This window comes from Sphingomonas sp. 10B4 (assembly GCF_035019905.1).
Taxonomy (GTDB): Bacteria; Pseudomonadota; Alphaproteobacteria; order Sphingomonadales; family Sphingomonadaceae; genus Sphingomonas; species Sphingomonas glacialis.
Window position 1 is genome coordinate 80,250 of sequence record NZ_JASJVC010000001.1, and the last position, 18,856, is coordinate 99,105.

General features: G+C 67.3%; 13 protein-coding genes. 12 read left to right on the forward strand and 1 reads right to left on the reverse strand.

Going from position 1 to position 18,856, the window contains the following annotated elements; all coding sequences use genetic code 11:
• Window positions 1–75: 75 nt before the first annotated feature.
• The 4 genes from QN347_RS00350 to QN347_RS00365 all read left to right on the forward strand — a co-directional run bounded on the left by QN347_RS00350 (window position 76) and on the right by QN347_RS00365 (window position 4,069).
• A complete protein-coding gene (locus tag QN347_RS00350; RefSeq protein WP_322164209.1) occupies window positions 76–1,752 on the forward strand; it encodes a chloride channel protein in 1,677 nt (558 codons plus the stop codon).
• 160 nt (window positions 1,753–1,912) lie between these two features.
• On the forward strand, window positions 1,913–2,473 hold the full coding sequence (locus tag QN347_RS00355; protein ID WP_322164017.1) for a YkgJ family cysteine cluster protein: 561 nt from the start codon (window positions 1,913–1,915) through the stop codon (window positions 2,471–2,473).
• Between the two features lie 109 nt (window positions 2,474–2,582).
• Entirely contained in the window at window positions 2,583–3,395 is an 813-nt protein-coding gene (locus tag QN347_RS00360) for a glycoside hydrolase family 16 protein (protein ID WP_322164016.1), read from the forward strand.
• The gene (locus tag QN347_RS00365) at window positions 3,392–4,069 is read left to right on the forward strand and encodes a DUF6445 family protein (RefSeq protein WP_322164015.1); all 678 of its coding nucleotides are present in this window, start codon (window positions 3,392–3,394) and stop codon (window positions 4,067–4,069) included. Before QN347_RS00360 ends, QN347_RS00365 begins: the two co-directional genes overlap by 4 nt.
• Here the strand turns inward: QN347_RS00365 and QN347_RS00370 are convergent.
• Entirely contained in the window at window positions 4,066–6,318 is a 2,253-nt protein-coding gene (locus QN347_RS00370; RefSeq protein WP_322164014.1) for a beta-glucosidase, read from the reverse strand. The two genes, QN347_RS00365 and QN347_RS00370, sit on opposite strands and share 4 nt — an antisense overlap.
• A 218-nt stretch (window positions 6,319–6,536) precedes the next feature.
• Here QN347_RS00370 and QN347_RS00375 point away from each other — a divergent pair, with 218 nt between their 5' ends.
• The 8 genes from QN347_RS00375 to QN347_RS00410 all read left to right on the forward strand — a co-directional run bounded on the left by QN347_RS00375 (window position 6,537) and on the right by QN347_RS00410 (window position 18,646).
• Complete coding sequence (locus tag QN347_RS00375) at window positions 6,537–9,608, forward strand: TonB-dependent receptor (RefSeq protein ID WP_189677302.1); 3,072 nt, start codon at window positions 6,537–6,539, stop codon at window positions 9,606–9,608.
• Between the two features lie 106 nt (window positions 9,609–9,714).
• Window positions 9,715–11,238, forward strand: a complete 1,524-nt coding sequence (locus QN347_RS00380; RefSeq protein ID WP_322164013.1) for a tryptophan halogenase family protein — start codon at window positions 9,715–9,717, stop codon at window positions 11,236–11,238.
• Entirely contained in the window at window positions 11,238–11,960 is a 723-nt protein-coding gene (locus QN347_RS00385) for a SapC family protein (protein WP_322164012.1), read from the forward strand. The genes QN347_RS00380 and QN347_RS00385 overlap by 1 nt, the downstream gene beginning before the upstream one ends.
• Entirely contained in the window at window positions 11,953–12,984 is a 1,032-nt protein-coding gene (locus QN347_RS00390; RefSeq protein ID WP_322164010.1) for a cupin-like domain-containing protein, read from the forward strand. Before QN347_RS00385 ends, QN347_RS00390 begins: the two co-directional genes overlap by 8 nt.
• Entirely contained in the window at window positions 12,981–14,459 is a 1,479-nt protein-coding gene (locus QN347_RS00395; RefSeq protein ID WP_322164009.1) for a tryptophan halogenase family protein, read from the forward strand. The genes QN347_RS00390 and QN347_RS00395 overlap by 4 nt, the downstream gene beginning before the upstream one ends.
• 5 nt (window positions 14,460–14,464) lie before the next feature.
• Complete coding sequence (locus tag QN347_RS00400) at window positions 14,465–15,511, forward strand: LacI family DNA-binding transcriptional regulator (protein WP_206365646.1); 1,047 nt, start codon at window positions 14,465–14,467, stop codon at window positions 15,509–15,511.
• 52 nt (window positions 15,512–15,563) lie between these two features.
• Window positions 15,564–16,778 (forward strand): MFS transporter, encoded by a 1,215-nt coding sequence (locus QN347_RS00405; protein WP_322164008.1) that lies wholly within the window; start codon window positions 15,564–15,566, stop codon window positions 16,776–16,778.
• Window positions 16,779–16,978: 200 nt separating this feature from the next.
• Window positions 16,979–18,646 carry a GGDEF and EAL domain-containing protein gene (locus QN347_RS00410; protein ID WP_322164007.1) on the forward strand — a complete coding sequence of 556 codons (1,668 nt, stop codon included), beginning with the start codon at window positions 16,979–16,981 and terminating at the stop codon, window positions 18,644–18,646.
• Window positions 18,647–18,856 lie beyond the last annotated feature (210 nt).

Consider the following 18,856-nt stretch of genomic DNA (forward strand, 5'->3'; position numbering starts at 1 on the left):
CATCGATAAGGACATCCCCTGCGCGCCGTAGCCCTCTTGAAATGGTTTCGCCGCCGCGTGCGCGCGAGCGAAGCGATGTTCATCGTACTCGCGACGATCGTGGGGGCGGGGGCCGGTCTGCTGAGCGTCGTCCAGGGGACGATGGCGCGGACGATCCAGCGAATCCTGTTCGGGCTGCCGCCGGGCCAGCGGCTCAGCGCCGTACCGTCCCTGCCGCTGGCTGCGTTGCTCGTGCTCCCGGTCGGCGGGCTCGTGCTCGCTGCCTTCTCCTGGGGCGTGCGCGCGCGGCGGCGGCGGTTGGTCGACGCGGTCGAGGCGAATGCGCTCCATGGCGGGCGGATGACGCTCGGCGACAGCTTGGTGATTTCGGGCCAGACGGTGATTTCGAACGGATTTGGTGCGTCGGTCGGGCTCGAGGCGGCTTATGCGCAGCTCGGCGGCGCGCTGGCGTCGCTCGCGGGCGGGGCGTTCAATCTGCGGCGTGCCGATCTGCGTAACCTTGTCGGTGCGGGAACGGGGGCGGCGATCGGCGCCGCGTTCGGGGCGCCGCTGGCCGGTGCCTTCTACGCTTTCGAGATCGTGATCGGTGCGTACACGCCGTCGGCGCTCGCGCCGGTGGTCGCGGCGGCGCTCGCGGGCACCTTGGTCGCGCAAGGCCTGGGCGCGCAGCCCTATGTCATCGACGCTGCGACGATGCCGACCGAGACGCATCATTACCTCATCTATGCCGGGCTCGGTGCGCTCTGCGCGGGGCTCGGGATCGTGCTGATGCGCGCGGTGGCCTTGGTCGAGGCGGGTACGCGGCGCTTGCCACTGTTCGATTGGGCGCGGCCCGCGATCGGCGGCCTGTTGCTGATCCCGATCGCGATGCTCTCGCCGCAGGCGCTGTCGGCGGGGCATGGCGCGCTCCATGCCGATCTCGCGCTCGGTGCGCCGCTGACGCTCATCCTGATGGTGTTGCTGGTGAAATGCGCGGCGTCGATCGTGTCGCTCGGCTTCGGTTTCCGCGGCGGGCTGTTCTTCGCGTCGTTGTTTCTCGGCACGCTGGTCGGGCATCTGTTTGCGGGTGGATTGGCGCTGGCGATCGGCCACGATGTCGTCGATCCACGCAATGCCGCGCTCGTCGGGATGGCAGCGCTCGCGGTCGCGGTGGTCGGCGGGCCGATGACGATGGCGATGGTCGTGCTGCAGGCGACGCAGGATTTCGCGCTGACCGGCGCGGTGCTCGCGGCCGCGCTGGTCTCCTCGGCGATCGTGCGCGAGACGTTCGGCTACAGCTTCTCGACCTGGCGGCTGCATCTGCGCGGCGAGACGATCAAGAGCGCGCGCGATGTCGGCTGGGTCAAGACGTTGACCGCGGGGCAGATGATGCGCCGCGGAGTCGCGGTGGTGGCGGCGGACACGCCGCTTGGCACGTTCCGCAGCCATGTCCCGCTGGGATCGTCGAGCCGTACCGTGCTGGTCGATGGCGCGACGCACTACGCGGGCATCGTCCAGACCCCGGCAGCCTATGCCGAGGGCCTCGATACCCACGCCGCGGTCGGCCAGCTCGCGATCAACGTCGACGCGGCGCTGAAGCCAGGGATGGACATTGCCGAGGTGATGCGGCGCTTCGACGCATCGGGCGCCGACGAACTCGCCGTCCTCGACGACGATCGCGCGGTGCTCGGCATCCTGTCGGAATCGTTCGTCCGGCGGCGCTATGCCGAGGAGCTCGAAAAGACACAGCGCGAGCTGTTTGGCGAACGCTAGCCCCGCCGCCCTGTCCCCGCGCGCGTTCGTGTACCCGGGCGGAGGACGGATGCGCGCAGTTGCCGACGCCCGCTCAAGCTGCGCGCACCGCATCGCGGAATAGATCCTCGCCGACCGACGATGGTTGACGGCGTACGCCGTCGTGCGGCACTCCCGCCGCGTGGAGACAGCCCCCGACTTGGAAACCACGTTGCTCGGCCCGGTCCTCGCCGACCGCGCGTGTGGCGATTGCACCGCGTGTTGCACCGTTCTCACGGTCAACACGCCCGAGTTCGCAAAGCCCGCGGGAACGCCGTGCGTTCATCTTGCGACGCAAGGGTGCGGCATCCACGCCGTGCGCCCCCGCATCTGCCGCACCTGGTTCTGCGCGTGGCGGCGCATCGCGCGCATGCCCGAGGACGCGCGCCCCGACCGATCGGGCCTGCTCGTCTCGCTCACCTTCGTCCAGCACCCGCAAAACTGCCTCGAAGGCGTGTCGATCACCGTCCGCGCGCTCGAGGGGAGCAACGCGATCGAAAACGGCATGGCCGCCGCGGTGCTCGACAGCGTGTGCGATCGGTTGGTCCCCGTCTGGTTCAGCGACGGGTCCGAGAAGATGTTGATGCACCCCGACGCCGAAATCGCCGGCTTCGTCCTCTCGGGCGACCCCGCACCCGCCGAACTCCAAGACGAAGTCGTCGCCTGGCGCGCGCGCTACGGCGTTTTCGCGTCCGACGCTTAGTCGCGCGCGCGCGACCCCCGCCGCTGCGCTGGTTTCGGTCGCCCCCGCGCTTTAAGGGACTTGCAGACACGACGACGGGAGCTCGATCTGTGCTGGACGAGGTGACACGATGACGGCTGTAGCGATCCTGCTGGCACAGGCGGTCAGCCTGGCCGCGACCAACTATTCGGTCGACGTGCCGATGCGCGCGCCCGTGGCGCCGCCGGTCTGGGCGGACGAGTTCAACCAAAAGATCGACCACACCCGCTGGCGTTTCGACACCGAGCGCAACACGCAGGGCTGGGCCAATCACGAGAAGCAATATTACGCCGCCGACCGGCGCGAGAATGCGCGAATCGAGCACGGGGTGCTGGTGATCGAGGCGCGGCGTGAGGCGCTGCGCGCCGAGCCCGACTGGGGTGGGCAGGCATACAGCTCGGCCAAGCTCGTCAGCCGCAAGTCGCTCGGCTATGGTTTTTACGAAGTGCGCGCCAAGCTGCCGTGCGGGCGCGGCACCTGGCCGGCGATATGGTTGTTACCCCAGAGCGGGACATGGCCCGACATGGGGGAGATCGACCTGATGGAGATGGTCGGCTGGCAGCCACGCGTGGTGCATGCCACGGTGCATAGCGGGGCGTTCAACCATGTACGCGGTACGCAGCGCGGCGCCGAAACCCGCATTGCCAGCGCGTGCTCCGCCTATCACCGGTATCAACTCGACTGGCAGCCCCATTCGATCACGATCGGCGTCGACGGGCATGGCTACATGCGCGTTGTCGACGATCAGCCGGGCGGGCACGCCGCTTGGCCGTTCACCGTGCCGTATCGGCTGATCCTCAATCTCGCGGTCGGTGGCGATTGGGGCGGCGTCAAGGGGATCGACGATGCCGCGCTGCCGCAGCGCATGTCGGTCGACTACGTCCGCTACTGGCGCGCACCGTGAGCGAACCCGCGATCACCGTCCACCGCGTCGGGCGCGAGGCGCAGCCGGTGGTGGTGATCGACGGCTTTTCCGCCGAGCCTGATGCGTTGCGCGCCGCCGCGATCGCGGCGAGCTTTGGTCCTGCCGCGCAGCATTACCCGGGTATCCGCGCGGCGCTTCCGTTGGCGTATGTGCCCACGCACCTCGCGGTGTTGGCGAGCGTGCTCGGCCCGGTGCTCGGGCGTGGCGGTGCGGTCGACCTGATCGACGCGAGCTTCTCGATCGTCACGACGCCGCCCGCAGCGCTCGATATCCGCCAGCGCTTGCCGCATTGCGACGCGTTCGGCGCCGACCGGATCGCGCTGGTCCACTATCTCGCCCCGCACCATGCCGACGGAACCGCCTTCTTCCGGCATCGCTCGACCGGGTTCGAGACGATCGACGACGAACGCGCACCGATCTTCTTCGGCCAGCTCGAGGCCGAGCTCCGCCACGGCGGCGTGCCGCCCGCGCGCTATGTCAAGGGCGACACGCCGCTGTTCGAGCGCACCCTCGAAATCGAGGCGCGCTACAACCGCGCGCTCGTCTACCCGAGCTATCTGCTCCACAGCGGCGCGATCGCGCCCGACGCATTGCTGTCGGGCGATCCCGCGGACGGGCGGCTGACGGTCACCGCCTTCCTGTCGGTCGGTTAGGGTTTCATCGTCGCCGCCGAGACGTTCGCGGTCGAAACAAGCGCGCGATCGGTCGCATCATGCGCCAGTGCCACCCGGTAGCGGCCACCCGCGACCCGCCAGCCGGGCAGCGCCGGATCGTAATCCGCGAGGATCCGCGGCTCGGCGACGAGCGTGACGCGCTTTGCCTCGCCCGGCTTCAGCGTGACGCGCTGGAATGCCGCGAGCCGCATCGGCACCGCGGTGCCGTCGCGCGTAACGTACATCTGCGGCACGTCGGCGCCCGCGACGCGTCCGGTATTGACCACCTCGAAGCTGATGCTGAGCGTGGCGCCGCCCGTCACCACCGGGTTGCGATAGGCGAAGCGCGTGTAGCTAAGCCCGTATCCGAACGCGAAGAGCGGCGTGGCACGCGTCTTTTCGTACCAGCGATACCCGACATCGGCGCCTTCGGTGTACTCGATCGGGAAGCTCGCCAGTTGATGGTCGCTGGCATGGCCGGGGTCGGCGGCGGCCTGCGCCTCGGCGCTCGTCAGGCGGTCGAGCCCGACGGGAGCGGCGCGCGGTGCCTGGCTTGCACTGGCGGGGAAGGTGATCGGCAAGCGACCCGATGGATTGACGCGACCGGTAAGGATGTTGGCGATGGCGGGGCCGCCACGTTGGCCGGGATACCAGGCCTGGACGACTGCTGGCACCGCCGACAGCCACGGCATCAGCACGGGGCCGCCTGTTTCGATCACCGCGATCGTCTTGGGCTGCGCGGCGGCGACCGCGGCGATCACGTCGTCCTGACGGTCGGGCAGCGAAAGGTCGGCGACGTCCTGCGCCTCGGTCGCCCATTGCGTCGCGAACACGATTGCGACGTCGGCAGCCTTGGCGGCGGCAGCGGCGGCGACCGGGTCGCGGCCATCGATCCATGTGACCTGCGCTTGCGGCATCGCCGCGCGGATCGCGAGCAGCGGCGAGGAGGCGTGCCAGGTGATGCGCGCAAACGACGACGCGGCACCGCTGGTGAGCGGGATCTCGACCGGCGCGCCGCCGACCGAACGCACCTGGCTCGATCCTCCGCCCGACAGGACGCCGACATCGGCACGCCCGCCGATCAGCACGACGCGCTTCGCTGTGCGGGAAAGCGGCAGGAGGTTGCCCTCGTTCTTTAGCAGGACGATCCCGGCTTCGGCCGCGCGCTGTGCGACTTCGGCATGCGCGTCGTACGAGATCGGCTGCGCGGTATCGGCGGGCGCATCATAGGCGCCGGTCTCGATCAGCCCGGTCAGATAGCGGATCACCATGTCGTCGAGCCGCGCCATCGGCACGCGGCCGGCGGCGATATCGGTCTTGAGCGGATCACCGAAATAGATGGCGCGATCGAGTTCCTGCCCGGATTCCTGATCGAGCCCGGCGTTCGCCGCCTTGGCGGTCGAATGCACCGCGCCCCAATCGCTCATCACCCAGCCGCGATAGCCCCAGTCGCGCTTGAGCACGTCGTTCATCAGATGCGCATTCTCGCACGCCCAGTCGCCATTGACCTTGTTGTATGCGCACATCACCGAGCCGGGCTTGCCCGTCTCGATCGCGATCTGGAACGCGAGCAAGTCGCTCATCCGCAGCGCCGCCTCGCCAATCCTGGCGTCGACGACGGTACGGCCGGTTTCCTGCGAATTGAGGGCGAAATGCTTGACCGTCGAAACGATGTGGTTCGACTGGACGCCTGCGATGTGGGCGCCCGCGAGCATGCCCGAAAGTAGCGGATCCTCGCCGAGATATTCGAAGTTGCGGCCGTTCCACGGATCGCGTGTCAGATTGACCCCGCCGGCAAGCAGCACGGTGAAGCGCTTGGCGCGCGCTTCGGCGCCGATCATCGCGCCGCCGGCCCGCGCGATCGCGGGATCGAAGGTTGCCGCGGTCGCGAGGCTCGAGGGGAGGGCGGTCGCGACGTCGCCCTTGCGCTGTTCGATCTGGTTGGCGACGCCAAGCGAGGCGTCGCTTTCGCGAATCAGCGGAACACCCAGGTGCGGAATGCCATCGATATGGCCGGCCGACGGAATCAGCTCGTTTGGCGTCTTGCCCTTGGCCATTGGCGGGAAGAGTCCGTGAACGAGCGCGATTTTCTCGTCGAGTGTCATTTTGGCAACGATCGCCGCCGCACGCGCGCGCGCGTCCTGCGCCGCAGCTTTCGCGGGCGATTGGCGCGCGACGACGGGCGACGTGCAGGCGATGCCGGAAAGCAGCGTTGCGCCCAGCAGCCAGCGGTGAAACGTCTTCGCCATTTCAGAAATCCTCCCAGATCTTGGCGCGCTGCCCTCGCCGACGCGGGCTACCCCGCGCGGCAGTGCCGCCGCCTGCGGTGCCTAGACAGCACATCCCGGGAACGTTCACAACCACCCGTTTCCGCCAGTTCGTCGACTTGACAATCGCTTTGCTGCGGAACAAGTGAACGTTCTCAAATCAAGAGGGCGCAGGGGTAACGCGCCGCTACTCAGGGAGGATGATGATGGGGGGCTTTAGCAGCCGTTTGGCGACGCGTTTGGCGCTTGGCGTATCGACGCTCGCGCTCGCGGGCTATCCGATGATGGCCGTTGCGCAGGACGCGGCATCGACGATGGGCAACACCGGTCCGTCGACCACACAGGACGCGCCGACCGGCACCGCGACGACGCAGAGCACCGCGACCGCAGACGGGACCGATGCGAGCGGCGATATCGTCGTCACCGGCATCCGCGCCTCGCTCCGTAGCTCGATCAACCTCAAGCGCAACGCGCAGGGCATTGTCGACGCGATCTCGGCCGAGGACATCGGCAAGTTCCCCGACACCAACCTGGCCGAATCGCTCCAGCGCATCACCGGCGTGTCGATCGACCGTTCGAACGGCGAAGGCCAGTTCGTCACCGTCCGCGGCTTCGGCCCCGAGTACAATCTCGTCACGCTCAACGGCCGCCAGCTCGCGACCTCGACGATCGGCGACGGCAACAGCGCCCCGGTCTCGCGTTCGTTCGATTTCGCGAACCTCGCTTCTGAGGGCGTCGCCGCGCTCGAAGTTTATAAGTCGGGCCGCGCGAGCGTTCCGTCGGGCGGCATCGGTTCGACGATCAACATTCGCACCCCGCGTCCCTTCGACAAGCCCGGGATGCGCGGCTCGCTGTCGGCGCGCGGCGTGGTCGACACGTCGCAGAATGGCGGCAAGGACGTGACGCCCGAAGTTTCGGGCATCTTCTCCGACACCTTCGCCGACGATCGTATCGGCGTGCTCATCCTCGGTTCGTTCCAGGAGCGGCGTTTCAGCGCGAACCAGGCCAATGTCGGCTTCCGCGACGGCTATCTCGGTGCCGAGAACAATTGGGGTTCGCTCGCGCAACCAGGCGACCCGCGCGCCGCCAACATCGCCAATCGCCCGGGCGCGACCGACGTCTATCAGGTGCCGCAGAACGCGGGCTACGACGTCGTCAACGGCAAGCGCCAGCGCATCAACGGGCAGGCGGTACTCCAGTTCAAGCCGACCGACACCCTGACCGCAACGTTCGACTATACCTATTCGCGCAACACCGTCGACATTCGCGATAACAGCGTCGGCATCTGGTACAACCACAACGACACGTCGAGCTCGTGGACCAACGGCCCTGTCGCGGGCCCGAACTTCTACACCGAGCGGTTCGGCGCGGGCGAGACCAAGGATCTGGCGTATTCGGCGTCGCAGACGTCGGCGCGCAGCGAGAACAAGGCGATCGGCGGCAACCTCACTTGGAAGGGGCCGGGCGGGGTCACCGTCGTGCTCGACGTCAATCACTCGACCGCGACGTCGAAGCCCAACAGCCCGTACGGCAACAGCAACTCGGTCGGCACCGCGGTATTCGGCGTCCAGAACCAGACGATCAACTTCCAGAACCAGTTGCCTGTCATCTCGTATAACATGTATTCGGGCATCGATCCGCTCAATGCCGCGAACATCGTCCCGACCGGCAACGCCTTCCGCAATTCCTACTTCCGCGACGAGATCAACCAGATCCAGCTGAAGGGGCATTACGATCACAGCCACGGCTTCCTCGAAAGCCTCGACTGGGGCGTGCAATATACCGACAACAAGGTCCGCTCGGCCTATAGCGTGTTGCAGAACGACACGTGGGGCGGAACCGGCGGCGACAGCGCGGCGCAACGCGCGGCGGCGGCGGCATTGCTGCCCGACAGCCTGTTCACGCTGACCAGCATTCCCGACAAGTTCTCCGGGATCAGCGGCGCGAATTCTGCGGACATCGTCAAGTCGTTCTACACGTTCGACCTGCCGAGCGTCGTCAAGCTGCTCGACCAGGCGTACAAGATCTGTGGCGGGGCCGGCCAGTGCCTGCTCCCGTACACCACCGATTCGCGCGTCCGCGAGAAGACGATCGCGCCGTACTTCCAGTTCAACGGCAAGTTCGACGTGTTCTCGGTGCCCGGCCACATCATCGGTGGCGTGCGCTACGAAACGACCGACGTCAGCGCGACCGCGCTCGTGCCGAACCCATCGGGCGCGCGGCAGAATTCGCAGAACGAGTTCAACATCCTGTTCAACGGCAACGGTTTCACGTCGTTCAAGGGCAGCTATCAGAACTGGCTCCCGTCGGTCGATTTCGACATCGAGCCGACCGACACGATCAAGCTGCGGGCGTCGTACAGCCACACCATCACTCGTGCGGACTATGGCAGCCTGCAGGGCGGTCGCCGGCTCGATCAGCTGTTCCGGGTCGGCGGTGGTACCGGCTCGGTCGGCAATCCCAATCTGATCCCGTTCAAGTCGAAGAACATCGATCTGTCGGCAGAATGGTATTACACCAAGGAGAGTTACATCTCGGTCGGCTATTTCCACAAGAACGTGTCGAACTATATCAGCACGACCGTCGTCAATCAGACGATCCCGGGCATCACCTCGCCGACGACGACGTTCAACGGCGTGACGCAGAACGGTCCGCGGTATCAGGCGGCACTCAATGCACTCGGAGCGAATGCGACCTTCGCGCAGATTCGCGACTATATCGGCGCCAATTATCCGGGCGGCGTGGTCAATGGGACGATCGTTGCGCAGGCGAACGATCCGCTAGTCAACTTCGTGATCCAGACGCCGTTCAACAGCGCGCAGACCGCCAGTGTCGACGGCTTCGAATTCGCGATCCAGCACAATTTCTGGAACACCGGGTTCGGCACGATCCTGAACTACACGATCGTCCGCGGCAATCAGAACTATAACAACCGCTTGCCGTCGAGCGTGCCGCAGTTCGCGATCACGGGTCTTTCGGACAGCGCCAACGCAGTGCTGTTCTATGACAAGAACGGGCTGCAGGCGCGCGCCGCGTATAACTGGCGCAAGGGGTATTTGGCGGGGGCCGGCGTCAACCCGACCTACATCAATACCTACGGCCAGCTCGACGTCAGCGCGAGCTACGCGATTACCAAGAACATCTCGGTGTTCGTCGAGGGCATTAACGTGAACAGCGAGAATCGCAGCGGCCATCTCCGCTCGGACCGCAATGTCACGTTCGTGACCAAGCAGGATCCACGCTACTCGGCGGGGGCGAGGATCTCCTTCTAGCAACCGGTGCCACCCTCGCGATGCGAGGGTGGCGTTTTCCGGGGCCACGCGGCACAAGCGTCAGCGAACCGGGCCCGAGTACGGACCCCGCAACAGGACGGGCCAATTGGATACGGCCATCTCTAAAGTCGTCATCGTCGGTGGCGGTACCGCCGGTTGGCTTGCCGCGTGTCGTATCGCCGCGGCGGCGCGGCCCTCCGCGGCGCATCCGATCACGGTGACCCTCGTCGAATCTCCCGACGTTGCGACGATCGGGGTGGGCGAGGGGACGTGGCCGACGATGCGCGCGACGCTCGAGCGGATCGGGATCGGCGAGGCCGAGTTCCTGCTCGCCTGCGATGCTTCGTTCAAGCATGGCTCGCGCTTCCACGGCTGGGCGACCGGCGCGGCGGACGACGTTTACTTCCATCCCTTCACGCCGCCCCTGGAAGCCGACGCGCGCGCGCTCGTCGCCGCGTGGCAGGCCGAAGCCGCGGGTGCCGCGTTCGCCGACGTGGTCACGCCGCAATCGCAGGTTGCAGGACAGTGCCTCGCGCCACGCCAGCGATCGATGCCCGATTATGCGGGCGCGCTGAACTATGGCTATCATCTCGATGCGGGCAAGCTCGCGGCTTTGCTGATGCGGCATGCGACCGAACGGCTCGGCGTGCGGCACGTGCGCGATCATGTGATCGGTGTCGATCGCACGGCGACGGGCGAGGTGATCGCCGTAAATACCCGCGACACCGGCGCCGTCACAGGCGATCTGTTCCTCGATTGCACCGGCCACGCCGCGCTGCTCGTGGGCGACGTGCCGTTCATCGACCGCAGCGACGTGCTGTTCAACGATCGCGCGCTGGCGGTGCAGGTCCCCGTCGCCGCCGACAGTCCGATCGCCGCGCAGACCGACGCGACCGCGCATGCGGCGGGCTGGATCTGGGACATTGGCTTGCCCACCAGGCGCGGTGTCGGCTGCGTCTATTCCTCCGCGCACATGAGCGACGACGCCGCGCTGGAAACGTTGAGCGCGTATCTTGGCAGCGACGAACCGGTCACGCCGCGCCGGCTGACCTTCCGCTCGGGCCACCGCGACCGCTTCTGGACCGGCAATTGCCTCGCGATCGGGCTCTCGGCGGGGTTCCTCGAGCCGCTCGAGGCGTCGGCGATCGTGACGATCGAGCTGGCGCTCGACGCGCTGCTCGACGACTGGCCGACGCACGAAACGATGCCGCTGACGGCGGCGCGCTTCAACACGCTGTTCCGCTATCGCTGGGACCGGATCGTCGAATTCCTCAAGCTGCACTACGTGCTCAGCCGGCGCGAAGGGCGGTATTGGCAGGACCACCGCGATCCCGCGTCAATCCCGCCGCGGCTCGCCGAGCTGCTCGCGCTGTGGCAGCACCGGCCGCCGACGCGCGCCGATCTGCCGATGGTCGACGAGCTGTTTCCGGCGGCGAGCTATCAGTATATCCTGTACGGCATGGGGGCACGGGTCCCCGATCCCGGCCCGCTGCGTGGCGGTCCGCTACCGTCGTTCGCCCCGATCGCCCAGCGCACGCGCGGAATGGTCGCGACGCTGCCGCCGATCCGCGCGTACCTCGACGCGTGCCGGGCGGCATTTCAACCGATCGCTATGGAGCATATGAACTGATGGCCAACCACGTCCTGCTCACCAGCGACGATCACCGAACGCTCCGCATCACCTCCGAGCGTAGTGCCGCGCTTGGCGACGCGGTGATGTCGTGCCTGATCGTGCCGAGCGAGTTTCGGCGCGTGCAGAACGAATATCCGATCCTGTTTCGTCTCACCCCACAGCGCGATCGTTTCCAGGCGCTCGCGATGTTCGGCTTCGAACCCGGCGAGAACCTGTTCCTCGCTGGCGAGCGGTGGGAAGCCCGCTACCGTCCGCTCGCGCTCGAGATCCAGCCCTTCCTCATCGGGCATCCCGCGACCGAGGGCGGCGACAAGCAGATCCATCTCGACCTCGACCATCCGCGCGTCGCGACCGGCGGCGAGGGGGTGCGCGTGTTCGACGATCTCGGCCGGGCGACGCCGTATCTCGAGACGATCGCCGAGCAGCTCGGCGAGCTCGATGCTGGCTGGCAAGCGAGCGAAGGCTTCTTCGCCGCGCTCGCGCGCCACGAATTGCTCGAGCCGCTGACGCTCGAGATCACGCTCGCCGACGGCAGCACCAACCGGCTGGTCGGCTATCACGGAATCGCCGAGGAACGGCTGCAGCAGCTCGACACCGTGGCGCTGGGGGAACTCCACGCCGACGGGTATCTGCTGCCAGTGTTCATGGCGCTCGCTTCGCTCGCCAACGTCGCCGAGCTGGTCGAGCGCAAGAGCCGACGGGGCGACCTGCGTGGCTGAAGCCGTCCCCTTCGTCTTCAAGGATCTCGCGTCCGTGCCCGAGGTCGAGGTCGCCGACGCGGCCGAGCTCGACGCACGGCTGCGCGCGGCCGATGCGCCGTTCGTCGTGCGCGGGCTGGTCAAGGACTGGCCGCTGGTCGAGGCGGGGCGCCGCTCGTCGCGCGACGCGCGCGTTTATCTGCTGCGCCACCACCGCGACACCGGCTTCACCGTCGCGATCGGCGAGCCCGGCGGCGATGGCCGGCTGTTCTACGATGCGGCGATGGCGATGAATTTCCGCACGCTGCGCGCCAAGCTGCCCGACATCTTCGGGCGGATTGATGCGATCGAAGGCAAGGCGGGGGCGCCGCCGGTCTATCTCGCCTCGATCGACATGCACCAGTTCTTCAAGGGTCTGTATGAGGCGAACCATGTCGATCTCGGCGATCGGACGTGTCTTGCAAGCATCTGGATCGGCACCAGGACGCGGATCGCCGCGCATAACGATCTGCCCAACAATCTGGCGTGCGTGGGCGTGGGGCGGCGGCGTTTCACGCTGTTCCCGCGCGAGCAGTTCCGTAATCTCCATCTCGGGCCGATCGACAACACGCCTGCGGGGCGCGCGATCAGCATGGTCGATTTCCACGCGCCCGACGCGCAGCTGCACCCGCGTTTCCCCGACGCGCTCGCGCACGCCCAGGTCGCCGAACTCGAGGCGGGCGACGCGCTCTATATCCCCGCGCTGTGGTGGCATCACGTCGAGGGGCTCGCCGATTTCAATGTGCTGGTGAACTATTGGTGGCGCGAGACGCCGCGCTGGATGGGCTCGCCGCAGGACGCGCTCAACCATGCGCTGCTCGCGATTCGCGACTTGCCCGCCGACCAGAAACAGCATTGGCGCGACCTGTTCGAGTATTACGTCTTTACCAACGGCGACGACGTGACCGCGCATATCCCGGAGGCGGGGCGCAGCATCCTCGCCCCGCTCACCCCGGAAAGCGCCGATCGCATCCGCGCCTTCCTGCTCAGGAACCTCAGCCAATGATCGCCAGCCCACGCCGTATCGTCGTTGCCGGGGGCGGAACCGCGGGCTGGATGGCCGCCGCCGCGATCGCGCGGACGATGGGCCGCACCGCCGAAGTGACGCTGATCGAATCCGATGCGATCGGGACGGTCGGGGTGGGCGAATCGACGATCCCGCCGCTCGTCACCTACAATCGGCTGCTCGGCATCGGCGAGGCCGATTTCATGCGCGCGACGCAGGCGACCTTCAAGCTCGGCATCCTGTTCGATGGCTGGAAGGACGGGACCGACCGGTATTTCCACTCGTTCGGGACGACCGGGCAGGACCATTGGTCGGCCGGCTTCCAGCATTTCTGGATGAACGGCCGCGAGCGCGGGCATGACGCGGCTTACGACGCCTATTGCCTCGAGCTGGTCGCCGCGATGGAGGGCAAGTTCGCGCATCTCCCCGACGAGCGGATGAACTACGCCTATCAGCTCGATTCCTCGCTCTATGCGCAATTCCTGCGACGGATGGCCGAGGGTGACGGCACGCGGCGGATCGAAGGCAAGATCGCACGCGTCGCGCTCGATGGCGAGACCGGCGACGTCGCCGCACTGCATCTGGAATCTGGCGTGGTCGTCGAGGGTGACCTGTTCCTCGACTGTACCGGCTTTCGCGCGCTGCTGATCGAGCAGGCGTTGCACACCGGCTATGACGACTGGAGCCACTTTCTGCCGTGTGACTCGGCGATCGCGGTGCAGACCGAGAACGTCCGGCCACCCGTTCCCTATACGCGCGCGATGGCGCACGATGCGGGCTGGCAGTGGCGCATCCCGCTGCAGCATCGCACCGGCAACGGCATCGTCTATTGCAGCCGCTACCTCGACCGCGACGCCGCGCTCGAGCGCCTGCTCGGCAATGTCGAGGGCACGGTGCTGACCGAGCCGAACAATATCCGCTTCGTTACCGGCGCGCGGCGCCGGCAATGGCACCGCAACGTCGTCGCGATCGGGCTGTCGGGCGGGTTCATGGAGCCGCTCGAATCGACCAGCATCCATCTCATCCAGCGCGCGATCCTGCGGCTGATCCGGATGATGCCGGGCGGCGCGATCTCGCCGCGCGACGTGGCCGAATTCAACGATCAGCAATTCGCCGACATGGAGCAGATCCGCGACTTCCTGATCCTCCACTACAAGGCGACCAACCGCCGCGACTCCCCGTTCTGGCGGCAATGTGCGGCGATGGAGGTGCCCGAGAGCCTGGCACAGAAGATCGCCTTGTTCCGCGAGACCGGCCGTGTGTTCCGGCGCAACGAGGAACTGTTCGCCGAGAATAGCTGGGTGCAAGTGATGCTGGGGCAGGGGATCGAGCCTGCCGCCAATCACCCGATCGCCGACAAATTGCCCGATGAAGAACTGGCGCGGTTTCTGGGGACGCTGCGCGAGAATGTCGCCCGCACCGTCGCCGGGTTGCCGGCGCATGCCGACTATGTCGCGCAATATTGCGGCGGCTGAGCGGGATGGCGCGCAGACGGCAGGCCGTCACGATCAAGCATGTCGCGGCGGATGCAGGGGTGTCGCTGCAGACCGTCAGCCGTGTCGTCAACAAGGAGGCCGGCGTCCGGCCCGAGATGGTCGCGCGGGTGCAGGAAGCGATCGACCGGCTCGGCTACGTCCCCTCGATCGCGGCGCAGCGGATGGGCGGTTCGCGCTCGTATCTGATCGTCGCGCTCAACGACCGCGAGCGTACGATCGCCGACTGGCGCGCGCGGGAGGGAACCGACTGGGTCGACCAGATGCTGCTCGGCGGGATGCTGACCTGCGCGACCTACGGCTATCGCATGATCGTCGAGCTGGTCGACACGCATAGCGACCATATCGCGCGCGAGCTGATGGGGGCGATCGCCGCGCTCCAGCCCGACGGCGTGATCCTGACGCCGCCGCATTCGGAAAATCCGCTGATCATCGACTTGCTCGAGGCGCAGCGGATCAGCTTCGCGCGGATCGGCTCGCGGCGCGCAGGCGCGGGTTTCGCGCTGACGATGGATGACGAGCGCGCGGCACAGCTGGCGACGAAGCACCTGATTGCGCTTGGCCATCAGCGGATCGGCTTCATCGCCGGCCCTTCCGAATACACGTTGAGCGGGTGGCGCATCGACGGCTGGCGCGCGGCGATGGCGGCGGCGGGGCTCGCCGACGATCTACTCGCCCGCGGCGATTTCGGTTATGCGTCGGGCCGGGCCGCAGCGGCGGCATTGCTCGACGCGGCCGAGCCGGCGACCGCGATCATCGCCAGCAACGATCAGATGTCGCTTGCCACGCTCGAACTGTGCCGCGAGCGCGGGATCGCGGTGCCGCACGATGTGTCGCTGATCAGCTTCGACAACACCCCGATCGTCCGCTTCACCCATCCGCCGCTCACCGCGATCGACCAGCCGATCGCCGATCTGGCCGCGCGCGCGGTCGAACTCATTATCGGCGAGCTTGCGGGACGCGAGGCACCCGAGCAGCCGATCATCGTGTCGGCGAAGCTCGAATTGCGGCAATCGACCGCACCGCGCCGCTGACCGCGTTCAAACGCTTGGCCGTGGCGGGTGCTACGTCCTAAGCGTCGCGCGTATGACCGTGTATCAGGACCGCTTCTTCTCCGCTCGCCGCGCCGCGCGATCGACCCTGCTGGTTCCGGTGCTGGGTGCGCTCGGCTATGCCGGATGCGTCACTGCCTATCTCCCGCTGCTGACGCTGCTGCTGCCGCTGCGGGTCGAGCAGATCGCGGGGGACGCGCGGTTCGGCGTGCTCGCGACGGCGCTGATCGCCGGGGCGGTGATGGCGAGCGTGTCGGGGATCGTCTTCGGCTGGCTGAGCGACCGCGCGCTCGAACGCGGCGGTGGGCGGCGGCCGTGGATCGCGGCGGGGCTGATCGCGACGCTCGCTTCGTACGCCGGCATCGCAGTCGCGCGCACGCCCGAAATGCTCGTCGTCGCGGTGATGGTGTTTCAGGTGGCGCTCAACGCCGCGCTCGCGCCGCTCGTCGCGTTGCTGGCCGAGGAGAGCCTCGATCGGCAGAAGGGCGTGATGAGCGGCTTGCTCGGCGCCGCGCAGCCGTTCGCCGCGGCCATCGGCCCGCTGTTGATCGCCTGGACCGCGCCGGGACTGGGGCTTCGCCTCGCGGCGATCGGGGTGATCGCGACGCTGTGCCTGATCCCGCTGCTGGCGACGTCGGCCAGACCGACCGCGCAGCCCGGCGATCGGACCGTCGCGGCGTCCTCACGCGACCTCGGGCTTGCCTGGATTGCGCGGCTGCTCGTCCAGATCGCGGGCAATGTGCTGTTTGCCTATCTGCTGTTCTTCATGGAGCAATTCGTCGCGCCGTCCGCGCGCGCCACCGTGCCGGTCGAGGTCGGCGGGCTGATCCTCGCCGCCAATATCGTGCCGTTGCCGATCGCGCTCGTGCTCGGCCGCTGGTCGGACCGGATCGGACGCCGCAAGCCCTTCCTCGTCGCGGCGGCGCTGCTCGATGCGACGGGGCTGGTGGTGATGGCGGTCGCGCAGGGATGGGCCGTCGCGGCGATCGGCTTCGGCCTGTATTCGATCGGCTGGTCGGTCTTTCTGACGCTGCAGATTGGCTTCGTCATGCAATTGTTGCCAAACCCACGACGGCGCGGACGCGATCTGGGGCTGATCAACCTGTCGAACACGGCACCAGTGCTGATCGGGCCGGCATTGGCCTGGGGGTTGGCGAGCCCGCAGTCCTTCGCTCCGCTGCTGCTGACGCTTGCCGCCTTGTCGCTGGCTGGGGGCATCGCGATGCTCGGGGTCAAGGGACGCAAATGACGCGCGGCGCGATCCGGCCGGCCGCTGGCAGCATTCGGGAGTGATCTTGGCGTAGCGCATGCCCACCCGTCACTCGGCGGTCGTGTAGATGGACCGAAGTGCGATGTTCGTCCCGCTGCTCGCGGCGTCGCTCGCTGGCAAGCGCCGTCGGCATCCAGCACGAGTACGATCAGTTAAGGAAACAGGCTCTATGCAACGGTATGAGCAAGTTCGACCTCGATACGATATGGCCCACGCAAACGCTGCTGCCGACCGCTTCCCGCCTGCTGGATATGTTGCCGGGGCTCGTCGCCTATTTCGGACCCGACCTGCGGTATCGCTATGCCAATGCGACGTATGCGACGTGGCGCGGTCTCAAACCCGCGCAGATCATCGGCCGGACGTGCCGCGAGATCGTCGGCGAGGCGAACTATCAAAGCGTGGAAATGCGGCTCGAGGCAGCGCTTCAGGGCAAGACGGTCACTGCCGAATATACGCTGTTCGACGGGAACAATGCGCGCCGCGTACAAGGCAGCTATGTCCCCGATATCGATCCGGCCGGGTGCGTGCTTGGCGTCGTCGCGCTCGTTACCGACATCAGCGTTCGTGAAGATCTCGAGGCGCGGATCGTCGAGACCGAAGGCATGTTCGACGATGCCTTCGATCATGCCCCGATCGGGATGGTCGTCATCAACGTCGATGGGCGGATGGAGCGCGTCAACGAGGCCTTCTCGACGATGCTGGGCCGGTCGAGCGAAGCGCTGACCGGAACCGATTTTCGTGCGATCACGCATCCCGATGACGTCGCGGCTGACGATCGCCAATTCCGCCAGTTGGTCGCCGGACGGCGCGCCGGCTATCGCATGGACAAACGCTATCTGCGCGGCGATGGCGAGGTCGTCCACACGACGCTTGCCGTCTCCGCGGTGCGGGGGCTGGACGGCGCCGCCCCGGTGCGGCTCATAGCGCAGATCGAAGACGTTTCGGAACGCCGCACGGCCGAACGCGAGCAGCAGGAGATCACCGCGCGGCTGATGCTGGCGATGGAAGCGGTGCGCGGCGGCTTCTGGCATATCGATGTCGAAAGCATGCGTTTCGAGATGTCGCCGTCGTTCCAGCGCTTCGTCACCGGCAGCGATACGGGTGCCTCCTCCGATCTCGCGGATTACGCCGAGCGAATCCTGCCCCCCACGCGCGAGGCGGCGTCGGTCCAGGCGTTGCTCGACGGGACGATCGACGAGACGTCGGTCGAATATGCGTTGCAGACCATTGCAGGGCCGCGCTGGATGCGGTGCGACCGCCGCTTGCTGCGCGCGCCCGACGGCAGCCCGCTTCGCATCGTCGGCGTGACGATCGACGTCTCGGAAGACCGTGAGCGCCAACTCAAGGCCGAAGCCGAAGCGGGAACCGATCCCTTGACGGGGCTGCTCAATCGGCGGGGCCTCGACCAATGCCTTGCCGACCCCGCATTGCGCCTGCCGCTCGGCGTGCTGGCGATCGATCTGGATCGCTTCAAGTCGATCAACGACAGCTTCGGCCATTCGGTCGGGGATGCCGTGCTGGTCGAGGTCGCTGAGCGCCTGCGCCAGGCGGTTCGGCCGACCGATCATGTCGCCCGGCTCGGCGGCGACGAATTCGCGGTGCTGTTGCCCGAATCGACCGACGACCGCGTCGCAGCCGTCGCCGAGCGGATCGAGACAGCGCTCAATCACGCCATGGTGAGCGCGGGCGTTACGGTATCGATCAGCGCGAGCGTAGGGGCGGTGTCGAACGAGGCGGACGATGGCGCAACTGCGGTCGAGCGCTTCAATGCGGCGTGGCGTCGCGCCGATGCCGCGCTCTACGAGGCCAAACGCGCTCGCCACAGGCGCTGGCTGCACCGCGACTGATTTCGCCGGCGGATATCGCGGTGGAAAGAAGCGGACCCAGGCTCCGCAGTCCGCACGGCACCGACCGTGGGGATCGCTGCCGACGGTGTCGTTTGGCGCGCGTTTCTATAGCGATGCCGGATGGCGGTGGGCTTCGTCCGCGTGCTGCGCGACGCAACCGCGCTTGGCCGCAAGGTCGCGGAGATGCTCGACGCCACGGTGCCCGCGGCG

What these genes read in the sequence shown, in the direction of transcription:
- QN347_RS00350 (WP_322164209.1), top strand. Translation starts at nt 76, where the DNA reads ATGTTCATCGTACTCGCGACGATCGTGGGGGCGGGGGCCGGTCTGCTG.
- QN347_RS00395 (WP_322164009.1), top strand. Translation starts at nt 12,981, where the DNA reads ATGATCGCCAGCCCACGCCGTATCGTCGTTGCCGGGGGCGGAACCGCG.
- QN347_RS00375 (WP_189677302.1), top strand. Translation starts at nt 6,537, where the DNA reads ATGATGATGGGGGGCTTTAGCAGCCGTTTGGCGACGCGTTTGGCGCTT.
- QN347_RS00410 (WP_322164007.1), top strand. Translation starts at nt 16,979, where the DNA reads ATGAGCAAGTTCGACCTCGATACGATATGGCCCACGCAAACGCTGCTG.
- QN347_RS00400 (WP_206365646.1), top strand. Translation starts at nt 14,465, where the DNA reads ATGGCGCGCAGACGGCAGGCCGTCACGATCAAGCATGTCGCGGCGGAT.
- QN347_RS00370 (WP_322164014.1), bottom strand. Translation starts at nt 6,318, where the DNA reads ATGGCGAAGACGTTTCACCGCTGGCTGCTGGGCGCAACGCTGCTTTCC.
- QN347_RS00385 (WP_322164012.1), top strand. Translation starts at nt 11,238, where the DNA reads ATGGCCAACCACGTCCTGCTCACCAGCGACGATCACCGAACGCTCCGC.
- QN347_RS00405 (WP_322164008.1), top strand. Translation starts at nt 15,564, where the DNA reads ATGACCGTGTATCAGGACCGCTTCTTCTCCGCTCGCCGCGCCGCGCGA.
- QN347_RS00360 (WP_322164016.1), top strand. Translation starts at nt 2,583, where the DNA reads ATGACGGCTGTAGCGATCCTGCTGGCACAGGCGGTCAGCCTGGCCGCG.